This window comes from Cereibacter sp. Soil_C_27 (assembly GCF_057657095.1).
In genome coordinates this window covers 310,077-333,982 of the sequence record NZ_JBDGJD010000004.1, presented here as the reverse complement: position 1 = coordinate 333,982, position 23,906 = coordinate 310,077, and the positions used below count along the sequence as shown (strand labels likewise).

At 67.4% G+C, this 23,906-nt stretch carries 20 protein-coding genes; 16 read left to right on the top strand and 4 right to left on the bottom strand.

The window, feature by feature from the left end:
- Positions 1-127: 127 nt before the first annotated feature.
- The 12 genes from AC3A5Z_RS16435 (at position 128) to AC3A5Z_RS16380 (ending at position 15,118) form a co-directional block, all read left to right on the top strand.
- A complete protein-coding gene (locus tag AC3A5Z_RS16435) occupies positions 128-1,912 on the top strand; it encodes an AfsR/SARP family transcriptional regulator (protein WP_487520404.1) in 1,785 nt (594 codons plus the stop codon).
- A 21-nt stretch (positions 1,913-1,933) separates the two neighbouring features.
- Positions 1,934-2,866 (top strand): phosphatase PAP2 family protein, encoded by a 933-nt coding sequence (locus AC3A5Z_RS16430; protein ID WP_487520587.1) that lies wholly within the window; start codon positions 1,934-1,936, stop codon positions 2,864-2,866.
- A complete protein-coding gene (locus AC3A5Z_RS16425) occupies positions 2,866-4,518 on the top strand; it encodes a S8 family serine peptidase (RefSeq protein ID WP_487520403.1) in 1,653 nt (550 codons plus the stop codon). The genes AC3A5Z_RS16430 and AC3A5Z_RS16425 overlap by 1 nt, the downstream gene beginning before the upstream one ends.
- A gap of 165 nt (positions 4,519-4,683) precedes the next feature.
- Positions 4,684-5,595 (top strand): hypothetical protein, encoded by a 912-nt coding sequence (locus tag AC3A5Z_RS16420; RefSeq protein WP_487520402.1) that lies wholly within the window; start codon positions 4,684-4,686, stop codon positions 5,593-5,595.
- 72 nt (positions 5,596-5,667) lie between these two features.
- On the top strand, positions 5,668-6,501 hold the full coding sequence (locus tag AC3A5Z_RS16415) for a flagellar motor protein MotB (protein ID WP_487520400.1): 834 nt from the start codon (positions 5,668-5,670) through the stop codon (positions 6,499-6,501).
- Positions 6,502-6,580: 79 nt separating this feature from the next.
- Positions 6,581-7,906 (top strand): flagellar hook protein FlgE, encoded by a 1,326-nt coding sequence (locus AC3A5Z_RS16410; RefSeq protein WP_487520399.1) that lies wholly within the window; start codon positions 6,581-6,583, stop codon positions 7,904-7,906.
- A gap of 8 nt (positions 7,907-7,914) precedes the next feature.
- A complete protein-coding gene (gene flgK, locus AC3A5Z_RS16405; RefSeq protein ID WP_487520398.1) occupies positions 7,915-9,363 on the top strand; it encodes a flagellar hook-associated protein FlgK in 1,449 nt (482 codons plus the stop codon).
- On the top strand, positions 9,364-10,365 hold the full coding sequence (locus AC3A5Z_RS16400; RefSeq protein WP_487520397.1) for a flagellin: 1,002 nt from the start codon (positions 9,364-9,366) through the stop codon (positions 10,363-10,365).
- Positions 10,362-11,459 carry a flagellar basal body P-ring protein FlgI gene (locus AC3A5Z_RS16395; protein ID WP_487520586.1) on the top strand — a complete coding sequence of 366 codons (1,098 nt, stop codon included), beginning with the start codon at positions 10,362-10,364 and terminating at the stop codon, positions 11,457-11,459. The genes AC3A5Z_RS16400 and AC3A5Z_RS16395 overlap by 4 nt, the downstream gene beginning before the upstream one ends.
- Before the next feature lie 153 nt (positions 11,460-11,612).
- The gene (locus tag AC3A5Z_RS16390; RefSeq protein WP_487520396.1) at positions 11,613-12,626 is read left to right on the top strand and encodes a glycosyltransferase family 2 protein; all 1,014 of its coding nucleotides are present in this window, start codon (positions 11,613-11,615) and stop codon (positions 12,624-12,626) included.
- Positions 12,627-12,633: 7 nt separating this feature from the next.
- Positions 12,634-14,139 (top strand): lipopolysaccharide biosynthesis protein, encoded by a 1,506-nt coding sequence (locus AC3A5Z_RS16385; RefSeq protein WP_487520395.1) that lies wholly within the window; start codon positions 12,634-12,636, stop codon positions 14,137-14,139.
- 1 nt (position 14,140) lies between these two features.
- Positions 14,141-15,118: a phosphoribosyltransferase gene (locus AC3A5Z_RS16380; RefSeq protein ID WP_487520394.1), complete on the top strand. Its 978-nt coding sequence runs from the start codon at positions 14,141-14,143 to the stop codon at positions 15,116-15,118.
- A gap of 3 nt (positions 15,119-15,121) precedes the next feature.
- On the opposite strand, the gene AC3A5Z_RS16375 is transcribed toward AC3A5Z_RS16380, so the two are convergent.
- From AC3A5Z_RS16375 to AC3A5Z_RS16360, 4 genes are all read right to left on the bottom strand, one after another.
- Positions 15,122-16,186, bottom strand: coding sequence for a glycosyltransferase (locus tag AC3A5Z_RS16375; protein ID WP_487520393.1), 1,065 nt, complete (start codon positions 16,184-16,186; stop codon positions 15,122-15,124).
- Positions 16,187-16,300: 114 nt separating this feature from the next.
- Positions 16,301-17,077: a glucose-1-phosphate cytidylyltransferase gene (rfbF, locus tag AC3A5Z_RS16370; RefSeq protein WP_487520392.1), complete on the bottom strand. Its 777-nt coding sequence runs from the start codon at positions 17,075-17,077 to the stop codon at positions 16,301-16,303.
- 503 nt (positions 17,078-17,580) lie between these two features.
- The gene (locus AC3A5Z_RS16365) at positions 17,581-18,012 is read right to left on the bottom strand and encodes a VOC family protein (RefSeq protein ID WP_487520391.1); all 432 of its coding nucleotides are present in this window, start codon (positions 18,010-18,012) and stop codon (positions 17,581-17,583) included.
- Positions 18,013-18,033: 21 nt separating this feature from the next.
- Positions 18,034-19,035 (bottom strand): LacI family DNA-binding transcriptional regulator, encoded by a 1,002-nt coding sequence (locus AC3A5Z_RS16360; RefSeq protein WP_487520390.1) that lies wholly within the window; start codon positions 19,033-19,035, stop codon positions 18,034-18,036.
- A gap of 141 nt (positions 19,036-19,176) precedes the next feature.
- Here AC3A5Z_RS16360 and AC3A5Z_RS16355 point away from each other — a divergent pair, with 141 nt between their 5' ends.
- The 4 genes from AC3A5Z_RS16355 to AC3A5Z_RS16340 are packed head-to-tail and all read left to right on the top strand — an operon-like array spanning position 19,177 to position 23,886.
- Positions 19,177-20,238, top strand: coding sequence for a sugar phosphate isomerase/epimerase family protein (locus AC3A5Z_RS16355; RefSeq protein WP_487520389.1), 1,062 nt, complete (start codon positions 19,177-19,179; stop codon positions 20,236-20,238).
- Positions 20,235-21,395 (top strand): Gfo/Idh/MocA family protein, encoded by a 1,161-nt coding sequence (locus AC3A5Z_RS16350; protein WP_487520388.1) that lies wholly within the window; start codon positions 20,235-20,237, stop codon positions 21,393-21,395. Before AC3A5Z_RS16355 ends, AC3A5Z_RS16350 begins: the two co-directional genes overlap by 4 nt.
- Positions 21,392-22,891, top strand: coding sequence for a sugar ABC transporter ATP-binding protein (locus AC3A5Z_RS16345; protein WP_487520387.1), 1,500 nt, complete (start codon positions 21,392-21,394; stop codon positions 22,889-22,891). The genes AC3A5Z_RS16350 and AC3A5Z_RS16345 overlap by 4 nt, the downstream gene beginning before the upstream one ends.
- Positions 22,888-23,886 (top strand): ABC transporter permease, encoded by a 999-nt coding sequence (locus AC3A5Z_RS16340; protein ID WP_136792450.1) that lies wholly within the window; start codon positions 22,888-22,890, stop codon positions 23,884-23,886. Before AC3A5Z_RS16345 ends, AC3A5Z_RS16340 begins: the two co-directional genes overlap by 4 nt.
- Positions 23,887-23,906 lie beyond the last annotated feature (20 nt).

Sequence of the window (23,906 nt, the reverse complement as noted above, 5' to 3'; positions counted from 1 at the left end):
ACCGCAGCAAACCCGCGATTTGGGCGCGCCTTGCGGTCATGCCGCTTTACCGATCCAGCATCGTCGTTCACTTTATCGAAATGAGGCGGGACTTCCGCCGCAGGTCCGATTGACGACGAGTTTTCCGATGTCCGGTCAGAGCCCCGTGCTGCAGATGTTCCTGTTCGGGCCCTTCACGGTCTCCGGCGCCGACGGGTCCGACCTCACCCCCAAGTCGCGCAAGTCGCGGGCGATCCTCGCCATGCTGGCGGTGGCGCCGCGCGGGTCGCGCTCGCGGGTCTGGCTGCGCGACAAGCTGTGGAGCGATCGGGGCGAGGATCAGGCCTCGGCCAGTCTGCGGCAGGCGCTGCTGGAGATCCGCAAGGCGCTGGGGCCGGTGGCGGGGCGGGCACTGACCGCCGACAAGAATACCGTCTCGCTGGATCTCGCGGCGATCGGCGTCGATGCCCTGCAGATGATGTCGCCCGAGGGGCGCGGCGAGACGGCGGGGCTGGCCGAGCATTTCCTCGAGGGGATCGACGTGCGCGATCCGGAGTTCGAGGATTGGCTGACGCTGGAGCGGCAGAGCTGGCACAGCCGGCTGGAGGAGACCGGCTTCGAGCATGAGCTGGCGCCGAAGGGCACGCCCGCGGAGCCGCGGCGCGAGACCGGCAGCGCCCTGCCGCGCACCGCGCCACCCGTGCTTCCTGAAATCCGCATGCCGCCGCCGGGCGTGGATGCGCCCTCGGATCTGCTGGGCGGCTGGCGGGTGGCGCTGATGCCGCCGCTGGTGCTGGGCGCCGATCCGGTGGCCGGGATCGTGCAGAGCGACGTGCAGCGCAGCCTGCGCGCCGCGATGATGGATGCGGGCGATCTGCGGCTGGTCGACATGGCGCCGACCGGCTTCGGCGATCAGGGGCCGAGCCTGTTCGCCCGGCTGCCGGAGCAGGTGCATCTGAGCGTGCAGGTGCGGGTGCAGGTCGATGCCGCGATGCTGCGCGTCGGCATCCTGTTGCAGAACCCCGCTGACAGCAGCCTCGTCTGGGGCGACGAGCTGCAGGCGCCGCGCCGGGAGGCGGTCGATCCGAGCTTTGCGCTGCCACTGGTGGTGCGGGCGACGGAGGAGGCGGTGCTGCACTTCCTGCGGCGTCGCGGCGGCGAGCAGGCCGAAGCCGAGGGGCGGATCGCCGCCGCCGTGGCCTCGATGTTCCGGCTGACCCGCAGCGATCTCGACCGGTCGGAGGCGATCCTGCGGCGTCATCTGGCGCAGACGCCGACGGCGGCGGGTTATGCCTGGCTGGCGTTCCTCAACACCTTCCGGGTCGGGCAGAGGTTCAACCCGGGTGATGCGCCGCTGATCGAGGAGACGCAGCATCTGGCGCGGCAGGCGCTGATGCTCGAGCCGAACAATGCGCTGGTTTCTGCGCTGGTGGGGCATATCCACTCCTATCTCTTCGGCGAGTTCGACTATGCGGCGGGCCTCTTCGAGCGGTCGCTGCGGGTGAATCCGGCGCAGACGCTGGCCTGGGATCTCTATGCCATGCTGCATGCCTATGCCGGGCAGCCCAAGCGCGCGTTGGCCATGGCGCGCTGGGCGCGGCATCTGGGGTCGTTCAGCCCGCACCGCTATTACTTCGAGACCACCCGCGCCATCACCGGCAGCTTCTCGGGCGAGCATCGGACCGCCATTGAGGCGGGGGAGTCGGCGCTGGCCGAGCGGCCGGATTTCAATTCGCTGCTCCGGGTGCTGGTGTCGAGCAACGCCCATCTGGACCGGCCCGACGAGGCGCGGACGTTCCTGAACCGGCTGCTGCAGGTGGAGCCGAACTTCTCGATCGCCTCGCTGCGCGAGTCCGGCTACCCCGGGCTCGATACCGAGGGCGGGCGGCATTTTCTGGACGGGTTGATAAAGGCCGGTGTGCGCAAGCACTGAGTCACAGGAGGGTAAGGGATGATGTGTTCCGCAGACCCCGGCATCGCCGGGTTTCTCAACCGCTATCGTTTCGAGGTGAACGCCGAGCGCATCCTGCCGGTCGGCGGGACCGGCGCGGGCGACGCGATCGGCAGCGACGGCTCGGCGGCGGGCAATGTGCCGCTGGGCGGCGGCGCTCTGGGGGCGCTGAACAAGTCGGTGCAGAACAAGTCCGCGCTCAACAAGAACAAGAATAAGAACAAGAACAAGAACAAAAATAAGAACAAGACCTCCTTTGGCGGGGCGCAGGCGGCCAGCGGGCTCGTGCCGGCGCTGGAAATGCGGCGACTGCACCAGCTGCCGCAGGCGGATGCCTTCACCGTCGCCCGGCATTTTGTCTGGGAGTGTCTGGACATCACCCTGCCGCCGGGGCCGGATTTCACCCGGCTGGAGACGGCGGTGCTGCTGGCGATGCAGGCCCGCGACAAGGAGCGGATGCGGCGCCTGCCCGATATCGTCGCGCAAGCGGCCTTCTCGGTGGACGAGTTCCTGCGGCCTCTCGGCATCGAGGGACTGGCGGGCTACGAGGCGACCGAGGGGCTGTTTCTGAACATCCTCGCGGCGACGGAATATGTCGGGCTGCTCTACAAGGCGCGGATCGACCGGGACCGCCCGAATGTCGTGGAGCCGCGGCTGCGCCCGCTGCTGCCGGTGCCCGCGCATGAGAGCTTCCCCTCGAACCACGCGTTTCAGGGCCATTCCATCGTCTTCGCCTTCAACGCCATCCTGCCGGAGCATCCGGCGACCGAGGAGTTGCAGCGCATCGCGCAGAACGTGGCCGAGAACCGCGAATGGGCCGGGCTGCACTATCCGTCCGACACGCTGGCCGGCAAGGAGCTGGCCCGGCGCTTTGCCCCCTACCTGCGCGATGCCTTCGGCGCAGCCTTCCTCGCAGCACAATCGGAGTGGCATTGATGACGATCTCTCGCCCCGTTCCGCCGCGCTATTTCTGGCTCTGGCACCTCGCCGCTCTGAAGGTAATCGATGCCGATTTCGGCCCCGCGCCCGCGCAGATTCCCCCCGTCACCGATCCCGCCCTGCGCGATGCGCCCGCGCCGGAGATCGGCGGCACGCTCTGGGACGAGATCGGCGCGACTGCACCCGCCACCGTCGCACTGATCGACACCGGGGTCAGCCGGGCGCATCCCAATCTGGCGAGCCGGATCGATGCCGAGCGCTCGATCGATCTCACCAGCCACCGCTACGGGGCGCAGACCCTGCCGCGGCAGCCCGACACGACGCCCTTCACTCGCGAGGGCAAGAAGGCCTTCTTCACCGGGCTCGACGTCACGGGCCTGAACCTGTCGCATCTCAAGCCCGACGAGCATGATTTCCTCAAGGCGATGGTCGAGGAATATCGCGGCTCCGAGGGGGTGACGCGGCAGATCCTCGATTCTGAGGAGACCTTCGCAGCGCATGGCACGGCCTGCGCCGGGCTGCTTGTGGGCGAGCCTGCGGTGGTGCTCAAGGACGAGACGGCGCAGCAGCCGCTGGGGCTGGAGATGGCCGGGCGGGCGATCAACCCCGATCCGAACCTGCTGCCCTACTTCGGCGTCGATCCCTTCTCGCGGCTGATCTCGGTGCGGACCTCTTTCGAGTCCGATCCCTATCAGTTCATCGCGGCCTTCCTCTATGCCTGGCACTGCAAGGTGGATGTGATCGTGCTGCCACGCGGCCTGCCCGACCCCAAGCGCGGGCCGCTGAAGCCGAAGGAAGACATGAAGGCCGAGCTCGAGACCTGGGACAGCCGGATCGCCGCCGATCTTTACCACCGGCTGACCGCGCTCGCCGTCGAGGAGCCCGACCCGAATGCGGCGCAGGAAGGATTTCAGCCCGACCGGCCGTGGAAGATCCTGCGCCATCTGATCATCGCCATCTCGCGCCATATCCCGGTCGTCTGCGCCGCCGGGAACGATGGCGAGAGCCAACTGATCTATCCGGCGAACCTCGCCGAGGACAACAACGGCATCATCGCCGTCGGCGCGGTGACGGCGGAGGGGCTGCGCTCGGGCTATTCCAACTACGGCGAGGGGCTGACGCTGGTCGCCCCCTCCGACGATTACGAGGTCTACAACCGGCATCAGCAGCGGCTGGACCGTTTCGACCCGCATCTGCAGATGCACGACTATTCGGTGGGCGCGACGGCGGGCTATGTATTCTGCCCGCTCGATCTGGTCACGACCGATCTGCCGGGGGTCTTTGGCTATGACAGCGGGGTGCCGCCCTGGTCGGCGGTGCTGCCGGGGCAGGGCAACCCGGGGCTGGGGGGCGGCTATTACACCAGCTTCGGCGGCACCTCGGGCGCGAGCTGCCTGATCGGCGGGCTGGCGCTGCTGGCGCAGCGGGCGCGGCGGGCAGCGGGCAAGGCGCCGCTCGACGGCAAGGCGCTGAAAGCGCTGCTCGTCAACTCGGCCTCGACGGGCGCCGTTGTCGCACCCGGCTATCGACCGCTGACCCCGGACTCGATGAATGCCGATGACGAGCCGCTGCTCGGACACGCGCATTACTTCGGAGCGGGCTTGCCGGACGCGCGAAACCTGGTCCTTTCGGCGCGCGACGCCCCTTAGCGAAAGCGCTTGCGAAGAAAACAATCGAACCCGGGGGCGGCTTCGCGCGTTGAGTGGCGCCGTTCACCGAACCGTTGCGATTTGACGGATGTTTGACGGGCGCGTTACGGTGGAGTCACAGCGCCCGAGGCAATCTGAGCCTATCAGAAGAACAGGGAGCCCGACATGTCTGTTACCGTCTATGCCGAGAACCAGTTGCGCATCACGCTTGTGTCCGCATCCTCTCCCGCAGGGCTGGCCGTCGGACTTCTGTCGACCCATCTGGGGCTCAGCCGGTCCGTGGCGGCGTTGCGCCTGTCGCGGGTGCCATCGGTTCTGGCCGAGGCGGCACCCGCCTGCATCGCCCGCAAGCTTCAGGCGCTGATGGCCGCGATGGGCATGCGGGTGCGGCTCGACAATCCGGAGAGCGGCGCCGCGGCGGATCGGGTGGACCTCTGGCTGCAGGCCAGTGACGAGGCGACGCCCGAGGCGGTGGAGCAGGTGGCGGCGACGCTCGGCCTCTCTACCGGGCAGGCCCGTGCCGGGCTGCACAGCCCTGCCGGTCTGATCATTCCCATGACCGCCACTCGCGCCGCCGAGTTGCGCCGTGCCCTGCGGCGGCAGCGGTCGCTGCGGCTGGCGGCTTCCGACCCGGCGGTGGCGCTCTATGACCTGTTCCTGCTGCCCGGCGTCCAGCCCGGTGCGGCGCTCCTCCGGCTGCTGGGCCAGCTCGGGGCCACGGCCTGCGCCTTCGGCGGCGCCATCGCCGGGGCGATGGATGCCCGGTCGGCGGCGCTGGTGGTGGCGCGGCATGGCATGCAGGTTCAGGCGCTGAACCGCGATTTCCAGCGCTTCGATCTCTATCTGACCGGGCGCAACGGCGTCTCCGACAAGGAACTGGCCGATTTCTTCGCCACCCGCTGCGCCAAGCCGCGCGAGCGGCTGCTGACCACCGACGCCGAGCGGCCCACGCGGATCGAGAGCGGCCTGACCCGCGCCGCCGCCCGCCAGTTCATGAGCGACTATGCCACCTTCGGCATCGAGACCCGGGTGCAGCGCAGCTTCGTCTCCTGCCTGCCGGTGCGGCAAACTCCCTAAAAAACCACAAGTTAAGCCGCCGTTCACGCCCGCCGCCTAAGCTGGCTGCGGGTGTGTATGGATGGGTGACGAATGGCCGAGCAGTCAAATGCCGCGCCAGTCATAGTCAAGCGAAAGAAGGTCATACAGGGCGGCGGGCACCACGGGGGGGCGTGGAAAGTGGCCTATGCCGACTTCGTGACGGCCATGATGGCCTTCTTCATGCTGATGTGGCTGCTGAACGCGACGACGGAAAAGCAACGCAAGGGCTTGGCCGATTATTTCAATCCGACGATTCCGATGAACCGGGTCTCGGGCGGCGGCGACGGTGCCTTCGGCGGCGATTCCGTCTTCTCCGAGAATTCGATGACCCAGACCGGGACCGGCGCCGCCAATCAGGCCCCGACGGCCGAAGAGAAGGCCAGCGGCGACACCGCAGGCGGGCCCGAGGCCGAAGAGGCGGCACAGATGGCCGAGATCGAGAAGATGCTGAGCGGGAAATCCGGGGAAAGCATGACGATGGAGCGCGCGCTGCGCCATGTCGTCACCCGGATCACCGACGAGGGTCTGGTGATCGAGATCTTCGACCTTCCCGATGTCGCGCTGTTCGAGGGCGACAGCGAGCAGCCGCGTCAGGTGCTGCGCGACATCGCAGGATTGCTCGGCGACACGCTGGTGCTGACCAAGAACCAGATCGCGGTCAACGGCCATGTCCGCAGCTATCCGATCACCTTGATCGAGAATCCGGTCTGGGATCTCTCGACCGCGCGGGCACAGAAGATGCGCGACCTGATCGAATCCGCGGGCATGGTACCCGAGCGGATGCAGCGCGTGACCGGCTATGCCGACCGCAAGCCCGTCACGCCCGACCCGATGGTGGTGCGCAACAACCGGCTGGAGGTGATCCTGCTGCGCCGCGACCGCTGAGGCCCCGTTAGCCTGATCTTAAGGTCCGGGCGCAGGGTCGTCGCAGCAACAGGTCGAAGCTGCAGAAAGGCGCCTCTCCATGACGATTTCCTCCTCGCTGAATGCCGGCGTGGCCGGGCTCAATGCCAATGCCAATGCCACGCGGCTCGCGACGATTGCCGACAATATCGCGAACTCCGGCACCTTTGGCTACAAGCGGGCGGCAGCGGATTTCGACTGCATGGTGATCACCGGCACCACCGGCTCGGGCACATATTCCGCAGGCGGGGTGCGGGCCAGCACGATGCGGCTGATCGACGAGCGCGGCGCGCTGATCGCCACCTCCAACCCGATGGATCTGGCGATCTCGGGCCGGGGCATGCTGCCGGTCATTTCAGCCTCCAGCCTCGACAGCATGTCGGGCGACCAGCCGCTGATGATGACCTCGACCGGCTCGTTCCACACCGATGCCGACGGGGTGCTGATGACCGAATCGGGCCTCGTGCTCATGGGCTGGCCCGCCGATGCCGACGGCACGGTGCCGACGATGCCGCGCGACACGATGGTGGGGCTGGAACCCGTGGTGATCAACGCCAACCAGACGGCGGGCGACCCCACGACCAAGATCAACATGGGCATCAACCTGCCCGCGGTCGATACCGAGTTCGGCGCCTCGGGCAATGTGCGCACCACCTCCATCGAGTATTTCGGCAACCTCGGAACCTCGGAAACACTCGACGTCACCTTCACGCCGACGCTGCCGGCGCTGGCCACCGATCCCGCGACCAATACCTGGACGATGGAGATCACCGATTCCGCCAGTGGTGGCGCCGTGGTGGGCGAATACCTTCTGGTCTTCAACGATTCGCGCACCAATGGCGGCACGCTGAACAGCGTCACGGCCATCGGCGCCAGCCCGCCCTACGATCCGGTGACCGGCAGCGTCACCCTTACAGTGGAGGGCGGGCCGATCGAGGTGACGGTGGGCAAGGTGGGCGATACCAACGGGCTGACCCAGCTCTCCAGCAGCTTCGCACCCACCTCGATCACCAAGGACGGCTCACCGGTCGGCAACCTCACGGCGGTGGAGATCGACAAGAGCGGCTTCATTCATGCCACCTATGACACCGGCTTTACCCGGGTCATCTACCAGATCCCGCTGGTCGATGTGCCCAACCCCAACGGCCTGATCGCCATGGACGACCAGACCTTCCAGGTCTCGCCGGTCTCGGGCTCCTTCTTCCTCTGGGATGCGGGCGACGGCCCAACCGGGTCGATCATCGGCTATGCGCGCGAGGGCTCGACCACAGATGTCGCGGCAGAGCTGACCAACCTGATCCAGACGCAGCGGGCCTATTCGTCCAATGCCAAGATCATCCAGACCGTCGACGAAATGCTGCAGGAAACGACCAACATCAAGCGATGAGGTGAGAGATGAGCCTGTCTGGCAGCCTGTCCAACGCCCTCTCCGGCCTGACCTACGCCTCCCGCGCGGCAGAGGTCACGGCGAACAACGTGGCCAACGCGATGAACGAGCATTACGCCCGCCGCGTGCTGGAGGTCTCGTCGCGCACCCTCGGCACCGAATCGCATGGCGTGCGGATCGTCGGCGTCACCCGGATCGTGGACCGGGTGCTTCTGGCCGACCGCCGTGGCGCCGAGGCCAGTACTGGCGACCGGGACACGCGGGCGGCCTATTTCAACCGGATCGAGACGGCGCTGGGCACGACCGCCTCAGGCTCGCTGATCGACAGGATCGCGGCCTTCGACACTGCGCTGATCTCCGCCGCCAGCCGCCCCGACTCCGACGCCCGGCTCAATGAGGTGCTGCGGAGCGCGAAGTCGCTGGTGAACGGCTTGGCCTCCGCCTCTGCCGAAGTTCAGGGCGCGCGGATGACGGCAGATGCCGCCATCGCCAAGCAGGTCGGCGCGCTGAACACGGCGATCCAGGGCGTCTACGAGCTGAACCGGCTGATCACCGAACACGCGGTCTCGGGCGGCGATGTCTCGGCACTGCAGGACCAGCGCCAGCAACTGGTGGATCAAATCTCTTCCATCGTGCCGATCCGCGAGATGCAGCGCGATTTCGGCCAGATCGCCCTCTTCACCACCGCGGGCGCCGTCCTGCTCGACGGCCTGCCCGCCGAGATCGGCTTCACCCCGCATCCGGTCATCGTCCCCGAGATGACGCTGGCTGCTGGTCTTCTCTCCGGCCTCACCCTCAAGGGCCGCAACATCGACACGGCCGGTGCCGCGAGCCTGATCGCCGGAGGCTCACTCGCTGCCAATTTCGCCATCCGCGACGAGCTGGCGCCCCAGGCGCAGGGCCTGCTCGACGCGCTGGCCCGCGATCTGGTCGAACGCTTCGCCGACCCTGCGGTGGACCCGTCCCTTGCCCCCGGTGATCCCGGCCTCTTCACCGATGACGGCCTGACCTTCCTGCCCGCCGACGAGGTCGGGCTGGCGGAGCGTCTGTCGGTGAACGCGCTGGTCGACCCCGATCGGGGCGGCCTCCTGCGCCGCCTGCGCGACGGTCTCAAGGCCCCCGCCGGCCCGATCGGCGACGCCACCCTGCTCACCGCCCTGGAAACGGCGCTGACCGCCAACCGCGTTCCGGTGTCCGGCTTCACCTCGGGTACGCGCAGCTTCTCGGCTCTGGCCGCCGATCTTCTGTCGGATGTCTCGACTGCGCGGCTGGCGGCGGAGAGCGAGGCGAGTTTCGCCACAGCACGTTGGGACACGCTGCATCAGCAGGAGCTGGAGAACGGCGTCGACAGCGATGCCGAGATGCAGCAGATGCTGCTGATCGAACAGGCCTATGCCGCCAATGCCAAGATCGTCCAGACCGTGGACGAACTCATCAAGCTGCTCCTGGAGATGTAGATGCCCACAGTCACCCTGGGCGATCTCGCCCACAGCTTCATGCTCCGCCGTCAGGCCGTGACCCTGAAGGCCGAGGCACAGCGGCTCTCGACCGAGATGGTCACCGGCACTGCCGCCGACACCGGGCGGAAGCTCGCGGGCGATTTCGCGACACTGGGCGGGATCGACAGCTCGCTGGCGCGATTGCAGGGCTTCAAGCAGGCCAGCGACGAGGCGGCGGCCATGGCATCGGGCATCCAGTCGGTGTTGGCGGTGATCGACGATCTCGCCGGAAAGACCGCGCCGCTTCTGCTCACGGCAGGCACGGCGGGCACCGCCCCGCTGATCGACCCGGCGGGGGACACCGCGCTTCTGCAGTTCGAGGCGGTTGTCTCCTCTCTCAACACCACCTTTGCCGGACGCGCCCTGCTCTCGGGGGTGGAGACGGGCAGTGCTGCCGTGGTCGATGCCGAGACGATCCTGCTTGCAGTGGAGGCGGCAAGCTTGGGCGCAGCGAGCCCGGAGGATCTGGAGACCGCGGTGAATACCTGGTTCGACGATCCGGCGGGCTATGCCAGCGTCGCCTATCTCGGCGGCGCGCCGCTCGCCCCGCTCGGCGTCGGCCCGACCGATCGCGTGTCGCTCGGCGTTACCGCCAGCGATCCCGCGATTCGCGACACGCTGAAGGGCCTTGCCTTGGGCGCGCTGCTCGGGCGCGGGGCTTTTGCCGGTGACAGCGACCTGCGCGGCAGGGTGGCGCGGCTGGCGGCGGAAAGCCTGATCGAAAGCCAGTCGGGCCGCACCGGGCTTGCCGCCGAGGTCGGCATGGCCGAGGCGCGGATCGAGGCCGCCGCCGCGCGCAATGCCGCCGAGAAGACCGCGCTGCAGATCGCCCGCGTCGATCTGCTGGGGGTCGATAGCTACGAAACCGCAACCTCGCTCGAGGCGACTCAGACCCAGCTCGAGACGCTCTATTCACTGACCGAACGAATCTCGCGGCTCAGCCTGATGGACTATCTCTGATGCTCCGCCTCGCCCTTTTGCTGGTGCTTGTGGCCTTGCCTGCCGCTGCGGGAACGATCCGCATCAAGGATCTCGTGCAGTTCGACGGCGTCAGGGGCAACGATCTGGTGGGCTACGGGCTCGTGGTCGGTCTCAACGGCACCGGCGACGGGCTGCGCAACGCGCCTTTCACCGAAGAGATCATGTCGAACCTTCTGGAACGGCTCGGCGTGAACGTGGCGGGCGAGCAGTATCGGCCCAAGAATGTCGCCGCAGTTTTCGTCACCGCCACCCTGCCGCCCTTCGCCCGGGCGGGGGCACAGATCGACGTGACGGTTTCGGCGATCGGCGATGCCAAGAGCCTGCTCGGCGGCACGCTGGTGATGACGCCGCTGAACGGCGCGGATGGGCAGATCTATGCGGTGGCGCAGGGCACGATCATCGCGGGGGGCGTGTCGGCAGAGGGGCAGGCGGCGCGGGTGGTGCAGGGCGTGCCGACGGCAGGGAGCATTCCGGCCGGCGCGCGGGTGGAGCGGGAGGTGGACTTCGATTTCAGCGGGCTGAACTCGATGCGGCTGGCCCTGCGCACGCCGGACTTCACCACGGCGGGGCGGATTGAAACGGTGATAAACCGCGAATTCGGGCGACACATCGCCCGCATGACCGATTCCGGCACGGTGACCCTAGATCTGGGCGCCGCGCGCATGGGGTCTCCCGCCCATGTGCTTGGCCGGCTGGAGAACCTGCTGGTGGAGCCGGAGACCACGGCGCGGGTGGTTGTCGATCAGCGGTCGGGCACCATCGTCATCGGCGAGGATGTGCGCATCAGTCGGGTCGCGGTGGCGCAGGGGGGGCTCACGTTGCGGGTCGACGAGGCGCCGGCGGTGGTTCAGCCGAACCCGTTCAGCGCGGGCGAGACCATCGTGGTGCCGCGGACGGATGTCGGGATCGAGCAGGATCAGGGCAAGGGACTGGCAGAGGTACAGAGCGGCACGACCCTGTCGCAGGTGGTGGCGGGGCTCAATGCGCTGGGGGTCGCGCCGCATGACATGATCGACATCCTCAAGAGCATCAATGCCGCAGGTGCGCTGCATGCCGAATTCGTCGTTAGATGACGGTGCGATGAAGGGAAGGGTCGCCGGAACGCGCAGGAAACCGCCACCTCCCGCGGCGCGCCGGATCTCTTTTCCTGTTCCGCCACGCTGAACCCTTGCGAGCGGGGCCGCCATGCCGCAGGCTTGGGCATCAGTCGATTTTCAGGACCCATTATGCGCATTGCGATCGTCATTCCGTTTTATCAACGCGACCCCGGCATTCTGACCCGGGCGCTGACTTCGATCTTCCAGCAGGAGCTTCCGGACGGTGCGTCGTTGCATGTCTTCGTCGTCGACGACAGCTCGCCCGTTCCCGCCGCTGCGGAGGTGGACCTGCTGGCCCCGGCGCAGCGCGCGCGGGTGACGCTGCTGAGCCAGCCGAACGGCGGGCCGGGGGCGGCGCGCAACACCGGGCTGGAGGCGGTGGCGAAGGACAGCTTCGACTATGTCGCCTTCATGGATTCCGACGACTTCTGGGCGCCTTGCCATCTGGGCGATGCCCTCGCCCTTTTGGAGCAGGGGCATGACTTCTACTTCTGCGATCACATCCGCACCGAGGATGACATCACCTATTTCAATCGCACCAAGCGGTTGCGGCTTCTGCGCGAGGAGCGCGGTCCGGGGGTGACGGTCATCGATCCCGACCTGCCGATCCTCGGCTTCGACCGCAGGATCCTGACCAGCGCCTATGTCGAGACCTATCTGAGCCAGACCTCCACCATCGTGGTGCGGCAGAGCTTCGTCGCGCGGCTGCGCTTCGACACCGATCTGCGCAATGCGGGCGAGGACCACATGTTCTGGATCTCGCTGGTGATGGCGGATGCGCGCACCGTCGTGTCGTGGAAGTGCAACGTCTTCTGCGGTCAGGGGGTGAACATCTATTTCGACGCCTTCGACTGGACGTCGACCAAGGTGGTGGACCGGATTGGCTACATGCTGATGTTCTTCCAGAGCGTCGGCCGCCGCTTCGACCTAGGGCCCGAGGATCGGGCGACGTTGGGCGGGATGATCCGGCGCTATCGGCGGGCCTACAGCTATCTCTTCGTGCGGGCGCTGCTGCAGCGCAAGAAGCCGACCTTCGCGCTGATGTGGAAGCTGGCGGCACATGATCCGGCGCTGATCCCGGCCATGCCGCTGCGCTTCCTCTCGGTGCTGCCGAACCGGCAGGCCGAATCGAAGACCTGGTGAGCCGCAGGTGACAGCGGGGCCGAGCCCCTTCGATCCGCCGGAAGGTCCGCTGCGCCGCTCGGTCGGGCGCGGTGCCGTGGCCATCGCCGCCTCGCAGGCGGTGATGATCGCGACGCAGATGGCCTCTGTGCTGATCCTGTCGCGGCTGCTGGAGCCCGAGGATTTCGGTCTGGTGGCGATGTGCGCCCCGGTGATCGCGCTGCTGGGAATGCTGCAGGATTTCGGGCTGTTGCAGGCGACGATCCAGAAGAAGGACATCCGGCATGCCGAGGTGAACTTTCTCTTCTGGATCAATGTCGGCCTCAGCCTGACGCTGGCTGCGGGGCTGGCGCTGCTGTCGCCGCTGGTCGCGCTTTTCTATCAGGAGCCGCGGGTGGGCCCGCTGGTGGCGGCGATGGCGTCGATCATCGCCATCGGCGGGTTGGGCGCGCAGCATGGTGCGCTGCTGAATCGGCGGATGGAATACGGGCGGCTGGCGCTGATCAGCGTCACGGGCGCCCTCGTATCGCTGGCGGTGGCCGCGGGTTGGGCGCTTGTGAGCCCCAGCTACTGGGCGCTCTTCGCCGGGCAGTTGGCGGGGGTGCTGCTGCCGACCGGGCTGATGTGGGCCAGTTCGCGCTGGCGCCCGGGCCCGCCACGCGGGGTCGAGGGGGGGCGGGCGCTCTTGGGTTTCGGGGCCGGGATCACTGGGTTCAACTTCGCCAATTTCTTCGGGCGCAACCTCGATAACATCCTGATCGGGCGCTACTGGGGCGGCGGGCAGCTCGGGCTTTACGACCGGGCCTACAAGCTTTTGCTGATGCCGGTGAGCCAGATCACCAATCCGCTGTCGCGGGTGATGGTCCCGGCGCTGTCGCGGATGCAGGAGGAGCCGGGGCGTTATCGCAACGCCTTCTTGCGCGTGCTGGGGCTGGCCATGCTGGTGACGATGCCTGGGGTCGCCGCAGCGACGGCACTGGCCGATGTGCTGATCCCCTTCGCGCTGGGCGAGCAATGGCGCGGGGCGGTGCCGATCTTCATGGCGCTGGGCTTTGCCGGGCTGCTGCAGCCGCTGAACAACCCGGCAGGCTGGCTGTTCATCAGCCAGGGCCGCTCGACCGACTACATGCTCTGGGGTTTTGCCACCGCGGCAATCGCCACGGTCGCCTTCGTCGCCGGCCTGCCCTATGGCGCGGTCGGCGTGGCCATCGCGGTGTCGGTCAGCGACTATCTGCGCACGCCGGTGCTCTGGTGGTTCGTCTGCCGCAGCGGGCCGGTGCGGGTGGGCGACATGATCGCTGCGGCGGGGCCAAAGGTGCTGGCGGGGCTTCTGGCGCTGGCGGCGGTCTGGCTTGCCCGGCCGCTGCTGCCCGGGGCGCCGCTGCCAGCGCTGCTTTCTGGGGCGGCGCTGTCCTACGTGCTGTTCGTGGCGCTGATCGCGCTGTTCCCTTCGGGCCGGGCGACGCTGGGTGAGGCGCTCCGGCTGGCCGAGGGTGGCGTGCGGCGGCTCAGACCGATGACCAAGGAGAGATGAGATGCAGTATCGGTCCATTGCCGACATGAACGAGGCGATCCTGAAGAACCTGCACCGGCTGCCGCCGGACATTGATCTGGTGGTGGGGATCCCGCGCAGCGGGCTGCTGGCCGCCAATCTGCTGAGCCTTGCGGTGAACATCCCGCTCTCGGATATCGACAGCTATGTCGAGGGCCGCAGCTATGCCACGGGGGTCACCAAGCTGGCGCCGGGGGCGGCGCGGCGGCGGGTGCTGGTGCTTGACGACAGTATCCATGGCGGCACGGCGATGGCCGGGGCGCGGGCCAAGATCGAGGCTGCAGGCATCGCGGCGGAGCATGTCTTTGCCGCGGTCTACGGCATCAAGCCGCAGCATCCCGAGGCCGATCTGGTGTTCGAGGTGGTGCCGCAACCGCGGATGTTCCAGTGGAATTTCATGCATCACAAATGGCTGGCGCAAAGCTGCGTCGATATCGACGGGGTGCTCTGCCTCGATCCGACCGAAGCGGAGAATGACGATGGCGCAGCCTATCTTGCATTCCTGACCAACGCGCGGCCGCTCTATTCGACCAAGCGGCGGATCGGCGCCTTGGTCACCAGCCGGCTGGAGAAGTATCGTCCGGAAACCGAGGCCTGGCTTGCGGCGCGCGGCATCGCCTATGACCGGCTGGTGATGCTCGACCTGCCGAGCAAGGCCGAGCGGCAGCGGCTGGGCGCGCATGGCAGCTTCAAGGCCGAGTATTACCGCCGGAGCGACGCGATGCTGTTCATCGAAAGCGAGAACAGTCAGGCGCTGCGCATCGCGCAGCTCTCGGGCAAGCCGGTGCTCTGTCTGGAGACGCATCGGCTGATCACCCCGGATCTGGCCTCGGTTCTGGCGCAGGTGCCGCAGTTGCGGTCCTTCGGTGAGGGCAAGGATGTGGTGAAGCGCGTGGCGCGGACGGTGCTGGGCCCGACGCGCTATGCTGCGCTGAAGAAGCAGTTCTCGCGCGGACGCTGAGCCTCAGCCCCGCGCCGCCGCCGCGCCGCGCAGCACCTCGAGGAAGGTCGTCAGCTGGGCATCTGCGTCCATCTCGGGCCGGGCGGCGAAGGCGAAGGCGGCAGCCGAGGCATGGGCATAGGCGGTGTCGTCGTGCCAGAGCCTGCGCACCGCCTCGGCCCAATCGTCCAGCGGCCCGTCCGGATCGAGGATGATGCCGCCCGAGCCGATTGCCTCGGGCAGCCCGCCGCGGTTGGAGCCGATGACCGGGATCCCGCTGCAATGCGCCTCCGAGGCCACCCGCCCCCAAGCCTCTTCCCAGCGGCTCGGCGCCAGAAGGAGGCGGGCTTTGCCATAGACCGATTTCATGTCCCCGGTCCGGGGTCGCAGGGTCACGTTGGGCAGATGCGCAAGCTGTTCCAGCAGGGATTTCTTGTAATCGTCGTTCAGCACCCAGCTTTCGAGAAAGCTGAACGGGATCTCGGGGCAGCGTTCGGCGATGCCGATGGCGATGTCGAGACCCTTGAGCTGATAGGGGTTGATGAAGGTGACATTCTCGCGGCTGTTCGCCGTGCGGTAGAGCGAGGAGTCGATCAGCGGTGGGATCACAGTGGAGGTGATGCCATAGGCCGCGTGGAACTTGCCCGCCGTGAAGCGCGAATTGGAGATGTAGCGCGCGTTGCGCAAGGACGAGGGGTCGCCGCCGAGCTCCTGAAACTCGACGTTGCGGAAATAGAGCACGACCGGCACCCCCGCCTCTTCGAGACAGCGGGCAATGGCCATGGTCTCACCGTTCTGCACCACGGCGACATCGGGGCGGAAGCGGCGCGCCACTTCGGCCGCCTGCGTCGGGTCCCAGCCGCGGTAGACGCTGTAGCCGTTCACCCGCCCCCAAGCGAAATGCCCGCCGCTCAGCCGCTTGCTGATCCGGGCGCTGACCTCCGTCCAGCCGCCGGCCTTCAGGCGGCACATCACTGCGGGGGCATGGCCCTTGGCGACGAGCGAGGTGGCGAGCTGGTTGGTGCTCGACTGCGCGCCGCCGGTCTGCTGCGGCAGGAAGGGATTTCCGGTGGTGAACAGGACGCGCATCGTGACCCTTTCGGACTGGTTCCGTGTGTCTGCCGGTCTCGCGGCGCGGGGCCGTGAGAGGGCGGACCGCTCGGCAGGCCCGATGCTGGATCGGGCTGCCGGACGGGGTTTGGATCAGGACCAGATCTTCCAGGGCGGGTTGCCCTTGTCCCACAGCGATTGCAGCAGGTGCTTGTCGCGCAGCGTGTCCATGTTCTGCCAGAAGCCGTCGTGGCGGTAGACCGACAGCTCGCCCTCGGCCACCAGACGCTGCAGAGGCTCTTCTTCCCAAGTGGTCAGATCGCCCTCGATGTAATCCAGCACCTTGGGTTCCAGCACGAAGAAGCCGCCGTTGATGGTCTGGCCGTCCTGCAGGCTCTTCTCGCGGATGCGCTGCACCTTGGGGTTGTCGCCGGAGAAATCCAGCGCGCCGAAGCGGCCCGGCAGATGCACGGCGGTCACCGTCGCCAGCGTCGCCTGCTCGCGGTGGAAGGCCAGAAGCTTGCCGATGTCGATGTTGGAGACGCCATCGCCATAGGTCATGCAGAAGGTGTCGTCGCCGATATGGTCGCGCACCCGCTTGATCCGCCCGCCGGTCAGGCTGTCGGGGCCGGTATCGACCAGCGTCACACGCCACGGTTCGGTCGCCGGGCGACGCACCTCGATGGAGTTGTCCCGCAGATCGACGGTAATGTCGCTGTTGCGGTGGAAGTAGTTGACGAAATAGTCCTTGATCAGATTGCCCTTGTAGCCGCAGCAGACGATGAACTCGTCCACGCCATGCGCGGCATAGATCTTCATGATGTGCCAGAGCATCGGACGCCCGCCGATCTCGATCAGCGGTTTGGGAACGATCCCGGTTTCTTCGCTGAGACGCGTGCCGAAGCCTCCGGCGAGTATGACAGCCTTCATTACAAATTCCTTACCAAGCCAAGTGTCGATGAAAACTCTCCGCCGCGCGGGCAGGAGAAGGAGACCCGTCGCAGGGAAGCGCGACAGGAGGAGGAGAGGCGCCGGACGGCGCCGAAACGGGGGCGGGGCGGCTGCTGCCCATGGCAGGGGCCCGCAGGCGCGTCAGGAACGCGCTCGGCAGGGGCGGCCAGAAGAATGGGAGACAGATCGCGGATCATCCGGGGCATTTTTCGGTCATCCGGGCCAGAGGCACAGCGGACGAAAGGAGTTGGAGTCAAATGGTCAGAACGGTCGAACAGGTGCTGCAAATGGTGCCGGGGAATGATGGCAGGATCACGTCCCATCGCAAGCCAATTATCGCCGACGGCGCAAAGGAGCGGCGTTTCTGGTGCTTTAGGATGAAGCGCAGAAGGCCGAGCATTCTTGGAGCGGGAAGTGCGGGATCGCGATGCAATCTTAGATTGCAATTCCTGATCGGCGCGCCGCTTGCGGAGGCAAATCTGTCAGGAATCGCGCGCCAGATCCCAGAGTGCGGGATCGGCGAATTCGACCGAATTACCCGCCGGATCGCGGACGTAGATCGAGCGCGCGCCGCCGGGCCAGTGGAAATCCGCCTCGACGGGAACGCCTGCCGCCTCCAGATAGGAATGCCAAGCCTCGAGATCCGCGGCGGAGACGGCGAAGCAGAAATGGCCCTGCCCTGTCGCCCCATGCGTCGGCACGGGCAGCGCCGGGTTGCGCGAGGGCTGGGTGGTCTCCGTGGGGTTGAAGACCAGCAGTACGCCCGCGCCGCAGCGGAAGAAGACGTGCCGGCCCTCGACCTCAACCAGCACCGGCAGGCCGAGGAGACCGTGATAGAACGCCCGCGCCGCCGGAAGGTCCTCGGCGTAGAGCGCGGATTCCAGCGTTCCGAGCAAGGGGGGCGGGGTTGGCATGGCGATCCCTTTCGGAAAAGGTCAGCAGGGAGAGGTAACGCTCTGCCGCCGGATCAGGTCCACCGCGATCCGCTCCGACGGGCCGCCGAGGCTGCGCTGGTCGATCATGCCGATCAGCAGATGCGCCGCGCGTTCGCCGATCTCGCGCCGCGGCTGGCGGATGGTGGTGAGGGCGGGGGTCAGATGGCCCACCACCTCGATGTCGTCGAAGCCCACCACCGACACCTCGCCCGGTACCGAGACCCCGGCATGTTGCAGCGCCCCCATGAAGCCGCAGGCCATCTCGTCGGAGGAGCAGAACACCGCGGTCGGCCGATCCCTCAGGGCCAGCCAGCGCGCCGCAGCCGAGGCGCCCGAGGCGAGGCCGAAATCGCCGGTGAAGATCCATTCGTCCGGCAAGGCAAGCCCGAGCTCCGCCAGTGCCGCAAGGGTGCCGTGCAGGCGACTCTCGGTCAGCACGTTGCCGCGCGGGCCGGTGACATGGCCGATGCGGCGATGGCCCATCTCGTGCAGATGCCGGATGGCGATGGCGGCGCCCTCGGCATTGTCCACCGTCACCGAGGGCAGGTCACCGCCCCATTCGCAGGCCATCAGCACCGGCGGATGCGCGCGCTTCAGCAGGTCGGGGTCGGGCAGGGTGGCGTCGAAGATCACCAGCCCGTCGGCCAGCCCGCTGTCGAAATACTGGGCCAGCCGCCGGAGCGGATCGGGGTCGGTCAGCGTGTCGGCGATCAAGAGGCCATAGCCTGCGGGGCTGAGCACCGAGGAGAGGCCCGAGAGGATCTGCGAGAAGAACGGGTTGGCGAGATTGGGCACCAGCGCCAGCACGCTGCCTGTCCGCCTGCGCCGCAGGTTGCGCGCCAGCGTGTTGGCGACATAGCCGGTTTCCTGCACCGCCCTCAGAACCGCCTCGCGGGTTGATTCGGCCACCCGTTCGGGATGCGACAAGGCACGGCTGACCGTGGCGGTCGACACCCCGCTCAGACGCGCAACATCCTGTATTCCCGCTGTTTTCTGACGCACCCACAGACTCCTTGATCCGCCGCATCATGCTGCTCGGAAAAATCGTTGTAAACGGTCGCAAGGCCAATATAGTGGGAGATGCAAACGATTACATCGATGGATGCCGGTCGTTGCAGCGGTGGCGGCCGAGGGAGGACACGCATGAAGACGATTAAGGGCCCTGCGCTGTTTCTGGCGCAGTTCGCGGGCGATACGGCGCCTTTCAACTCTTGGAAGGGCATCACCCGCTGGGCGGCCGACTGCGGCTATGTCGGGGTGCAGGTGCCGACTTGGGATGCGCGGTTCATCGACCTCGATCTCGCCGCCTCCTCGACTGATTACTGCGACACGTTCAAGGGTGAGGCCGCGGAAAACGGCATCACCGTGACCGAGCTTTCCAGCCACCTGCACGGCCAGCTCGTCGCCGTGCATCCGGCCTATGACGAGATGATGGACGGCTTCGCCTCCGACCCGTCGGTGCATGGCAATCCCAAGGCGCGGCAGGAATGGGCGGTGGACCGGGTGATGAAGGGGCTTTCCGCCTCGAAGAACCTCGGGCTGACGGCGATGGCAACCTTCTCCGGCGCGCTGGCCTGGCCCTATCTCTACCCCTTCCCGCAGCGCCCGGCCGGTCTGGTCGAAGCGGCCTTCGATGAGCTGGCGAAGCGCTGGCGCCCGATCCTCGACCATGCCGAGGACTGCGGTATCGACCTCTGCTACGAGATCCACCCCGGTGAGGATCTGCATGACGGCATCACCTACGAGATGTTCCTCGAGCGGGTCGGCAACCATGCGCGGGCCAACATGCTCTACGATCCCTCGCATTACGTGCTGCAGGCGCTGGATTACCTCGACAACATCGACATCTATGCCGAGCGCATCCGGATGTTCCACGTGAAGGACGCCGAGCTGAATCCGACCGGGCGGCAGGGGGTCTATGGCGGCTATCAATCCTGGGTCAACCGGGCCGGGCGGTTCCGCAGCCTCGGCGACGGGCAGGTGGATTTCGGCGCGGTTTTCTCCAAGCTGACGGCGGCGGATTTCGACGGCTGGGCCGTGGTCGAATGGGAATGCGCGCTGAAGCATCCCGAGGACGGCGCCCGCGAGGGGGCGCAGTTCGTGCGCGACCACATCATCCGCGTGACACCGAACGCCTTCGACGATTTCGCGGTCGGCGGCACCGACGAGGCCGCAAACCGCCGCATGATGGGGCTGGACAGATGAGCAAATTCGCACGGCGCGAGGGGCCGATCCGGCTGGGCATGGTGGGCGGCGGGGCAGGGGCCTTCATCGGAGCGGTGCATCGCATCGCGGCCCGGATGGATGGCAAGTTCCAGGTCGTGGCGGGGGCTCTGTCCTCCACCCCCGAGAAGGCGCGGGAGTCGGGCCGGGCCATCGGCCTGCCGGAAGACCGGATCTACAGCGATTTCACCTCCATGGCGCAGCGCGAGGGGCGCTTGGGCGACGGGATCGAGGCGGTGGCCATCGTCACCCCGAACCACATGCATGCCCCGGTGGCGCGCGAGTTCCTCAAGCGCGGTATCCATGTGATCTGCGACAAGCCCCTGACGGCGACGTTGGGCGAGGCGAAGAAGCTGGTGAAGGCCGCCGAGGGGGCCGAGGCGCTGTTCGTGCTGACGCACAATTACACCGGCTACCCGATGGTGCGTCAGGCCAAGGCGATGATCGACGCGGGGGCGCTGGGGCGTCTCCGCGTGGTGCAGGTGGAATATCCGCAGGATTGGCTGGCCGCCCCCGCGGCTCCCGACAACAAGCAGGCCGAGTGGCGCAACGACCCCGAGCGCAGCGGCATGGGCGGGGCGACCGGCGACATCGGCACCCACGCCTGGAACCTCGCGCGCTTCGTCACCGGGCTGGAGCTGGAGAGCCTCGCCTGCGATCTCGACAGCTTCGGCGAGGGGCGGCGCACCGATGACAACGCCCATGTCATGCTGCGCTTCGCGGGCGGCGCCAAGGGGATGCTCTGGTGCAGCCAGGTGGCCCCCGGCCACGAGAATGGGCTGCGGCTGCGCGTCTATGGCGAGAAGGGCGGGCTGGAATGGGCGCAGGAGAACCCGACCAACCTGTGGTTCACCCCGCTAGGCGAGCCGAAGCGGCTGCTGACCCGGCGCGGCCCCGGCATGGGGCCGGAGGCCGAGCGGCTGACACGCACGCCGGCCGGGCATCCCGAGGGCTTTCTTGAGGCCTTCGCCAACATCTATGCCGAGGCCGCCGAGGCGATCATCGCGCATCGCAGCGGGTCCGAGGCGCCGGCGGGCGTCACTTTCCCGACGCTGCAGGATGGGCTGGAGGGGATGATGTTCGTCGACGCCTGCATCCGCTCGTCGCAGAAGAACGCGGCTTGGGTCTCGCTGAAATGACCGAGCCTGTCCTCGCCATCCGGCAGGTCTCGCGCAGCTTCGGCCCGGTGCAGGTGCTGCATGGCGTCGATTTCGACCTGCGGCCCGGCGAGGTTCACGCCCTGATCGGCGAGAACGGCGCGGGCAAGTCGACGACGATGAAGATCCTCTCGGGCTTTCTTGCCCCGACCGAGGGCGAGGTGGTGCTGGTTGGCCAGCCCGTCCGCTTCGCCTCCTCGCGCGAGGCGGAGCGCGCCGGGATCGTGATGATCCATCAGGAGTTCAACCTCGCCCAGCAGCTGACGGTCGAGCAGAACATCTTCCTCGGGCGCGAGCTGAAGCGCGGGCCCTTCCTCGACCACGCCGCGATGCAGGCCGAGAGCCGTCGCCTGCTGGAGCGGCTGCATTGTGCCATCGACCCGCGCGAGGTGATCTCGAACCTCTCGGTGCCGAACCGGCAGATGGTGGAGATCGCCAAGGCGCTGGGCCTCGACGCCCGCGTGCTGATCATGGACGAGCCGACGGCGGTGCTGACCCACCGCGAGACCGATACGCTGCTGGAGCAGATCGACCGGCTGCGGGCGGCGGGGGCGGCGATCCTCTATACCTCGCACAAGCTGGACGAGATCGCCCGCATCGCCGACCGCGTGACGGTGCTGCGCGACGGGCGACGGGTGCTGACGACCGAGGCGAAGGGCCTGACCGAGGACGCGATGGCCGAGGCGATGGTGGGGCGCGAGCTCTCCGACCTCTTCCCGCCGAAGCATCAGCCCGGCGCCGAGGTGGTGCTGGAGGTGAAGCACTTGACCGTGCCCGGTCTGGTGACGGATGCCTCCTTCACCCTGCGCAAGGGCGAGGTGCTGGGCTTTGCCGGGCTGGTCGGCTCGGGCCGCACCGAGCTGATGGAGGGCGTGGTCGGGCTGCGCGAGGCGACCGGCGAGGTTGCGGTGAAGGGCAAGCCCCTGCCGCGCGGCTCGGTGATGGCGGCGCTGCAGGCCGGGCTGGTCTATCTGACCGAGGACCGCAAGGAGAAGGGTCTCCTGCTCGGCAAGCCGCTGGACGAGAACCTGACGTTGCTGGCGCTGGACCGCTTCACCCGCGGCCTGATCGACAAGCCCGCCGAGGCGCGGGCGCTGGACAAGGCGATCGGCGATTTCGACATCCGCGTCGGCGACAAGGCGATGAACGCGGGCAACCTGTCGGGCGGCAACCAGCAGAAGCTGCTGCTGGCCAAGACAATGCTGGCCGAGCCGGACATCGTCATCATCGACGAGCCGACGCGCGGCATCGACATCGGCACCAAGCAGCAGATCTACAGCTTCATCAACCGCCTCGTGGCCGAGGGCAAGAGCGTCATCGTCATCTCCTCCGAGATGCCGGAGGTCATCGGGCTTGCGACCCGGGTGATGGTTATGGCCTCGGGCCGGATCGTCGGCGAGGTCGAGGGCGAGGCGATCAGCGAGCAGACCATCGTGCGCTACGCGATGGGCATGACCAACCAGAAGGCAAGCGCATGACCGCGACGACTGCACCCTCCTCGACGAAGCGTTTCAGCCTGCATGTGCTGGGCCCGCTGCTGGCGCTGATCGTGCTGGTGGCGCTGGGCGCCTGGCTGAACGACAATTTCCTCAGCTACGGCAACGTGACCAACGTGCTGGCGCGCTCGGCCTTCATCGGCATCATCGCCGTGGGCATGACCTTCGTCATCACCTCGGGCGGGATCGACCTGTCGGTGGGGGCGATGGCCGCCTTCATCGCCGGGCTGATGATCATGTCGATGAACGCGCTGATCCCCAGCATGGGCGTCGGCTGGCCGGTGATCCTTGTCGGCATGCTGGTGGCGGCCACCGCGGGGCTGGTGGCCGGGTTCCTCAACGGTTTCCTGACGGCCAAGGTGGGGATCGAGGCCTTCATCGTCACGCTGGGCACCATGGGCATCTACCGCTCGCTGGTGACCTGGCTGGCCGATGGCGGCACGCTGTCGCTCGACTTCGATCTGCGGGCGATCTACCGGCCGGTCTATTACGACGGCTTCCTCGGGATCAGCTGGCCGATCATCGTCTTCGCCCTCGTCGCGATCGCGGGCGAGATCGTCATGCGCCAGACCGCCTACGGGCGCCATGCCGCCGCCATCGGCGCCAACGAGCAGGTGGCGAAATACTCCGCCGTCAACGTGGTGCGGGTGCGCATCGCCACCTATGCCCTGCTCGGTCTGCTCGTGGGCCTCGCCACCATCATGTATGTGCCGCGCCTCGGCTCGGCCTCGGCCTCGACCGGCGTGCTGTGGGAGCTGGAGGCGATCGCCGCCGTCATCATCGGCGGCACGGTGCTGAAGGGCGGCTACGGTCGGGTCTGGGGGACGGTGGTCGGCGTGCTGATCCTGAGCCTGATCGACAACATCCTGAACCTCGCCTCGATCGTCAGCCCCTATCTCAACGGCACGATTCAGGGCGTCATCGTCATTCTCGCTGTCGTCTTGCAGCGTGAAAAGAAAGCCGCAGACCAGCGGTGAAATTCCATGGGAGGAATAGA

Coding starts and splice junctions, on each gene's coding strand:
- flgK (WP_487520398.1), top strand. CDS start 7,915: ATGAGCCTGTCTGGCAGCCTGTCCAACGCCCTCTCCGGCCTGACCTAC.
- AC3A5Z_RS16400 (WP_487520397.1), top strand. CDS start 9,364: ATGCCCACAGTCACCCTGGGCGATCTCGCCCACAGCTTCATGCTCCGC.
- AC3A5Z_RS16430 (WP_487520587.1), top strand. CDS start 1,934: ATGTGTTCCGCAGACCCCGGCATCGCCGGGTTTCTCAACCGCTATCGT.
- AC3A5Z_RS16375 (WP_487520393.1), bottom strand. CDS start 16,186: ATGCGCGTCCTGTTCACCACCGGAAATCCCTTCCTGCCGCAGCAGACC.
- AC3A5Z_RS16435 (WP_487520404.1), top strand. CDS start 128: ATGTCCGGTCAGAGCCCCGTGCTGCAGATGTTCCTGTTCGGGCCCTTC.
- AC3A5Z_RS16350 (WP_487520388.1), top strand. CDS start 20,235: ATGAGCAAATTCGCACGGCGCGAGGGGCCGATCCGGCTGGGCATGGTG.
- AC3A5Z_RS16340 (WP_136792450.1), top strand. CDS start 22,888: ATGACCGCGACGACTGCACCCTCCTCGACGAAGCGTTTCAGCCTGCAT.
- rfbF (WP_487520392.1), bottom strand. CDS start 17,077: ATGAAGGCTGTCATACTCGCCGGAGGCTTCGGCACGCGTCTCAGCGAA.
- AC3A5Z_RS16420 (WP_487520402.1), top strand. CDS start 4,684: ATGTCTGTTACCGTCTATGCCGAGAACCAGTTGCGCATCACGCTTGTG.
- AC3A5Z_RS16410 (WP_487520399.1), top strand. CDS start 6,581: ATGACGATTTCCTCCTCGCTGAATGCCGGCGTGGCCGGGCTCAATGCC.
- AC3A5Z_RS16390 (WP_487520396.1), top strand. CDS start 11,613: ATGCGCATTGCGATCGTCATTCCGTTTTATCAACGCGACCCCGGCATT.
- AC3A5Z_RS16415 (WP_487520400.1), top strand. CDS start 5,668: ATGGCCGAGCAGTCAAATGCCGCGCCAGTCATAGTCAAGCGAAAGAAG.
- AC3A5Z_RS16345 (WP_487520387.1), top strand. CDS start 21,392: ATGACCGAGCCTGTCCTCGCCATCCGGCAGGTCTCGCGCAGCTTCGGC.
- AC3A5Z_RS16365 (WP_487520391.1), bottom strand. CDS start 18,012: ATGCCAACCCCGCCCCCCTTGCTCGGAACGCTGGAATCCGCGCTCTAC.
- AC3A5Z_RS16355 (WP_487520389.1), top strand. CDS start 19,177: ATGAAGACGATTAAGGGCCCTGCGCTGTTTCTGGCGCAGTTCGCGGGC.
- AC3A5Z_RS16425 (WP_487520403.1), top strand. CDS start 2,866: ATGACGATCTCTCGCCCCGTTCCGCCGCGCTATTTCTGGCTCTGGCAC.
- AC3A5Z_RS16380 (WP_487520394.1), top strand. CDS start 14,141: ATGCAGTATCGGTCCATTGCCGACATGAACGAGGCGATCCTGAAGAAC.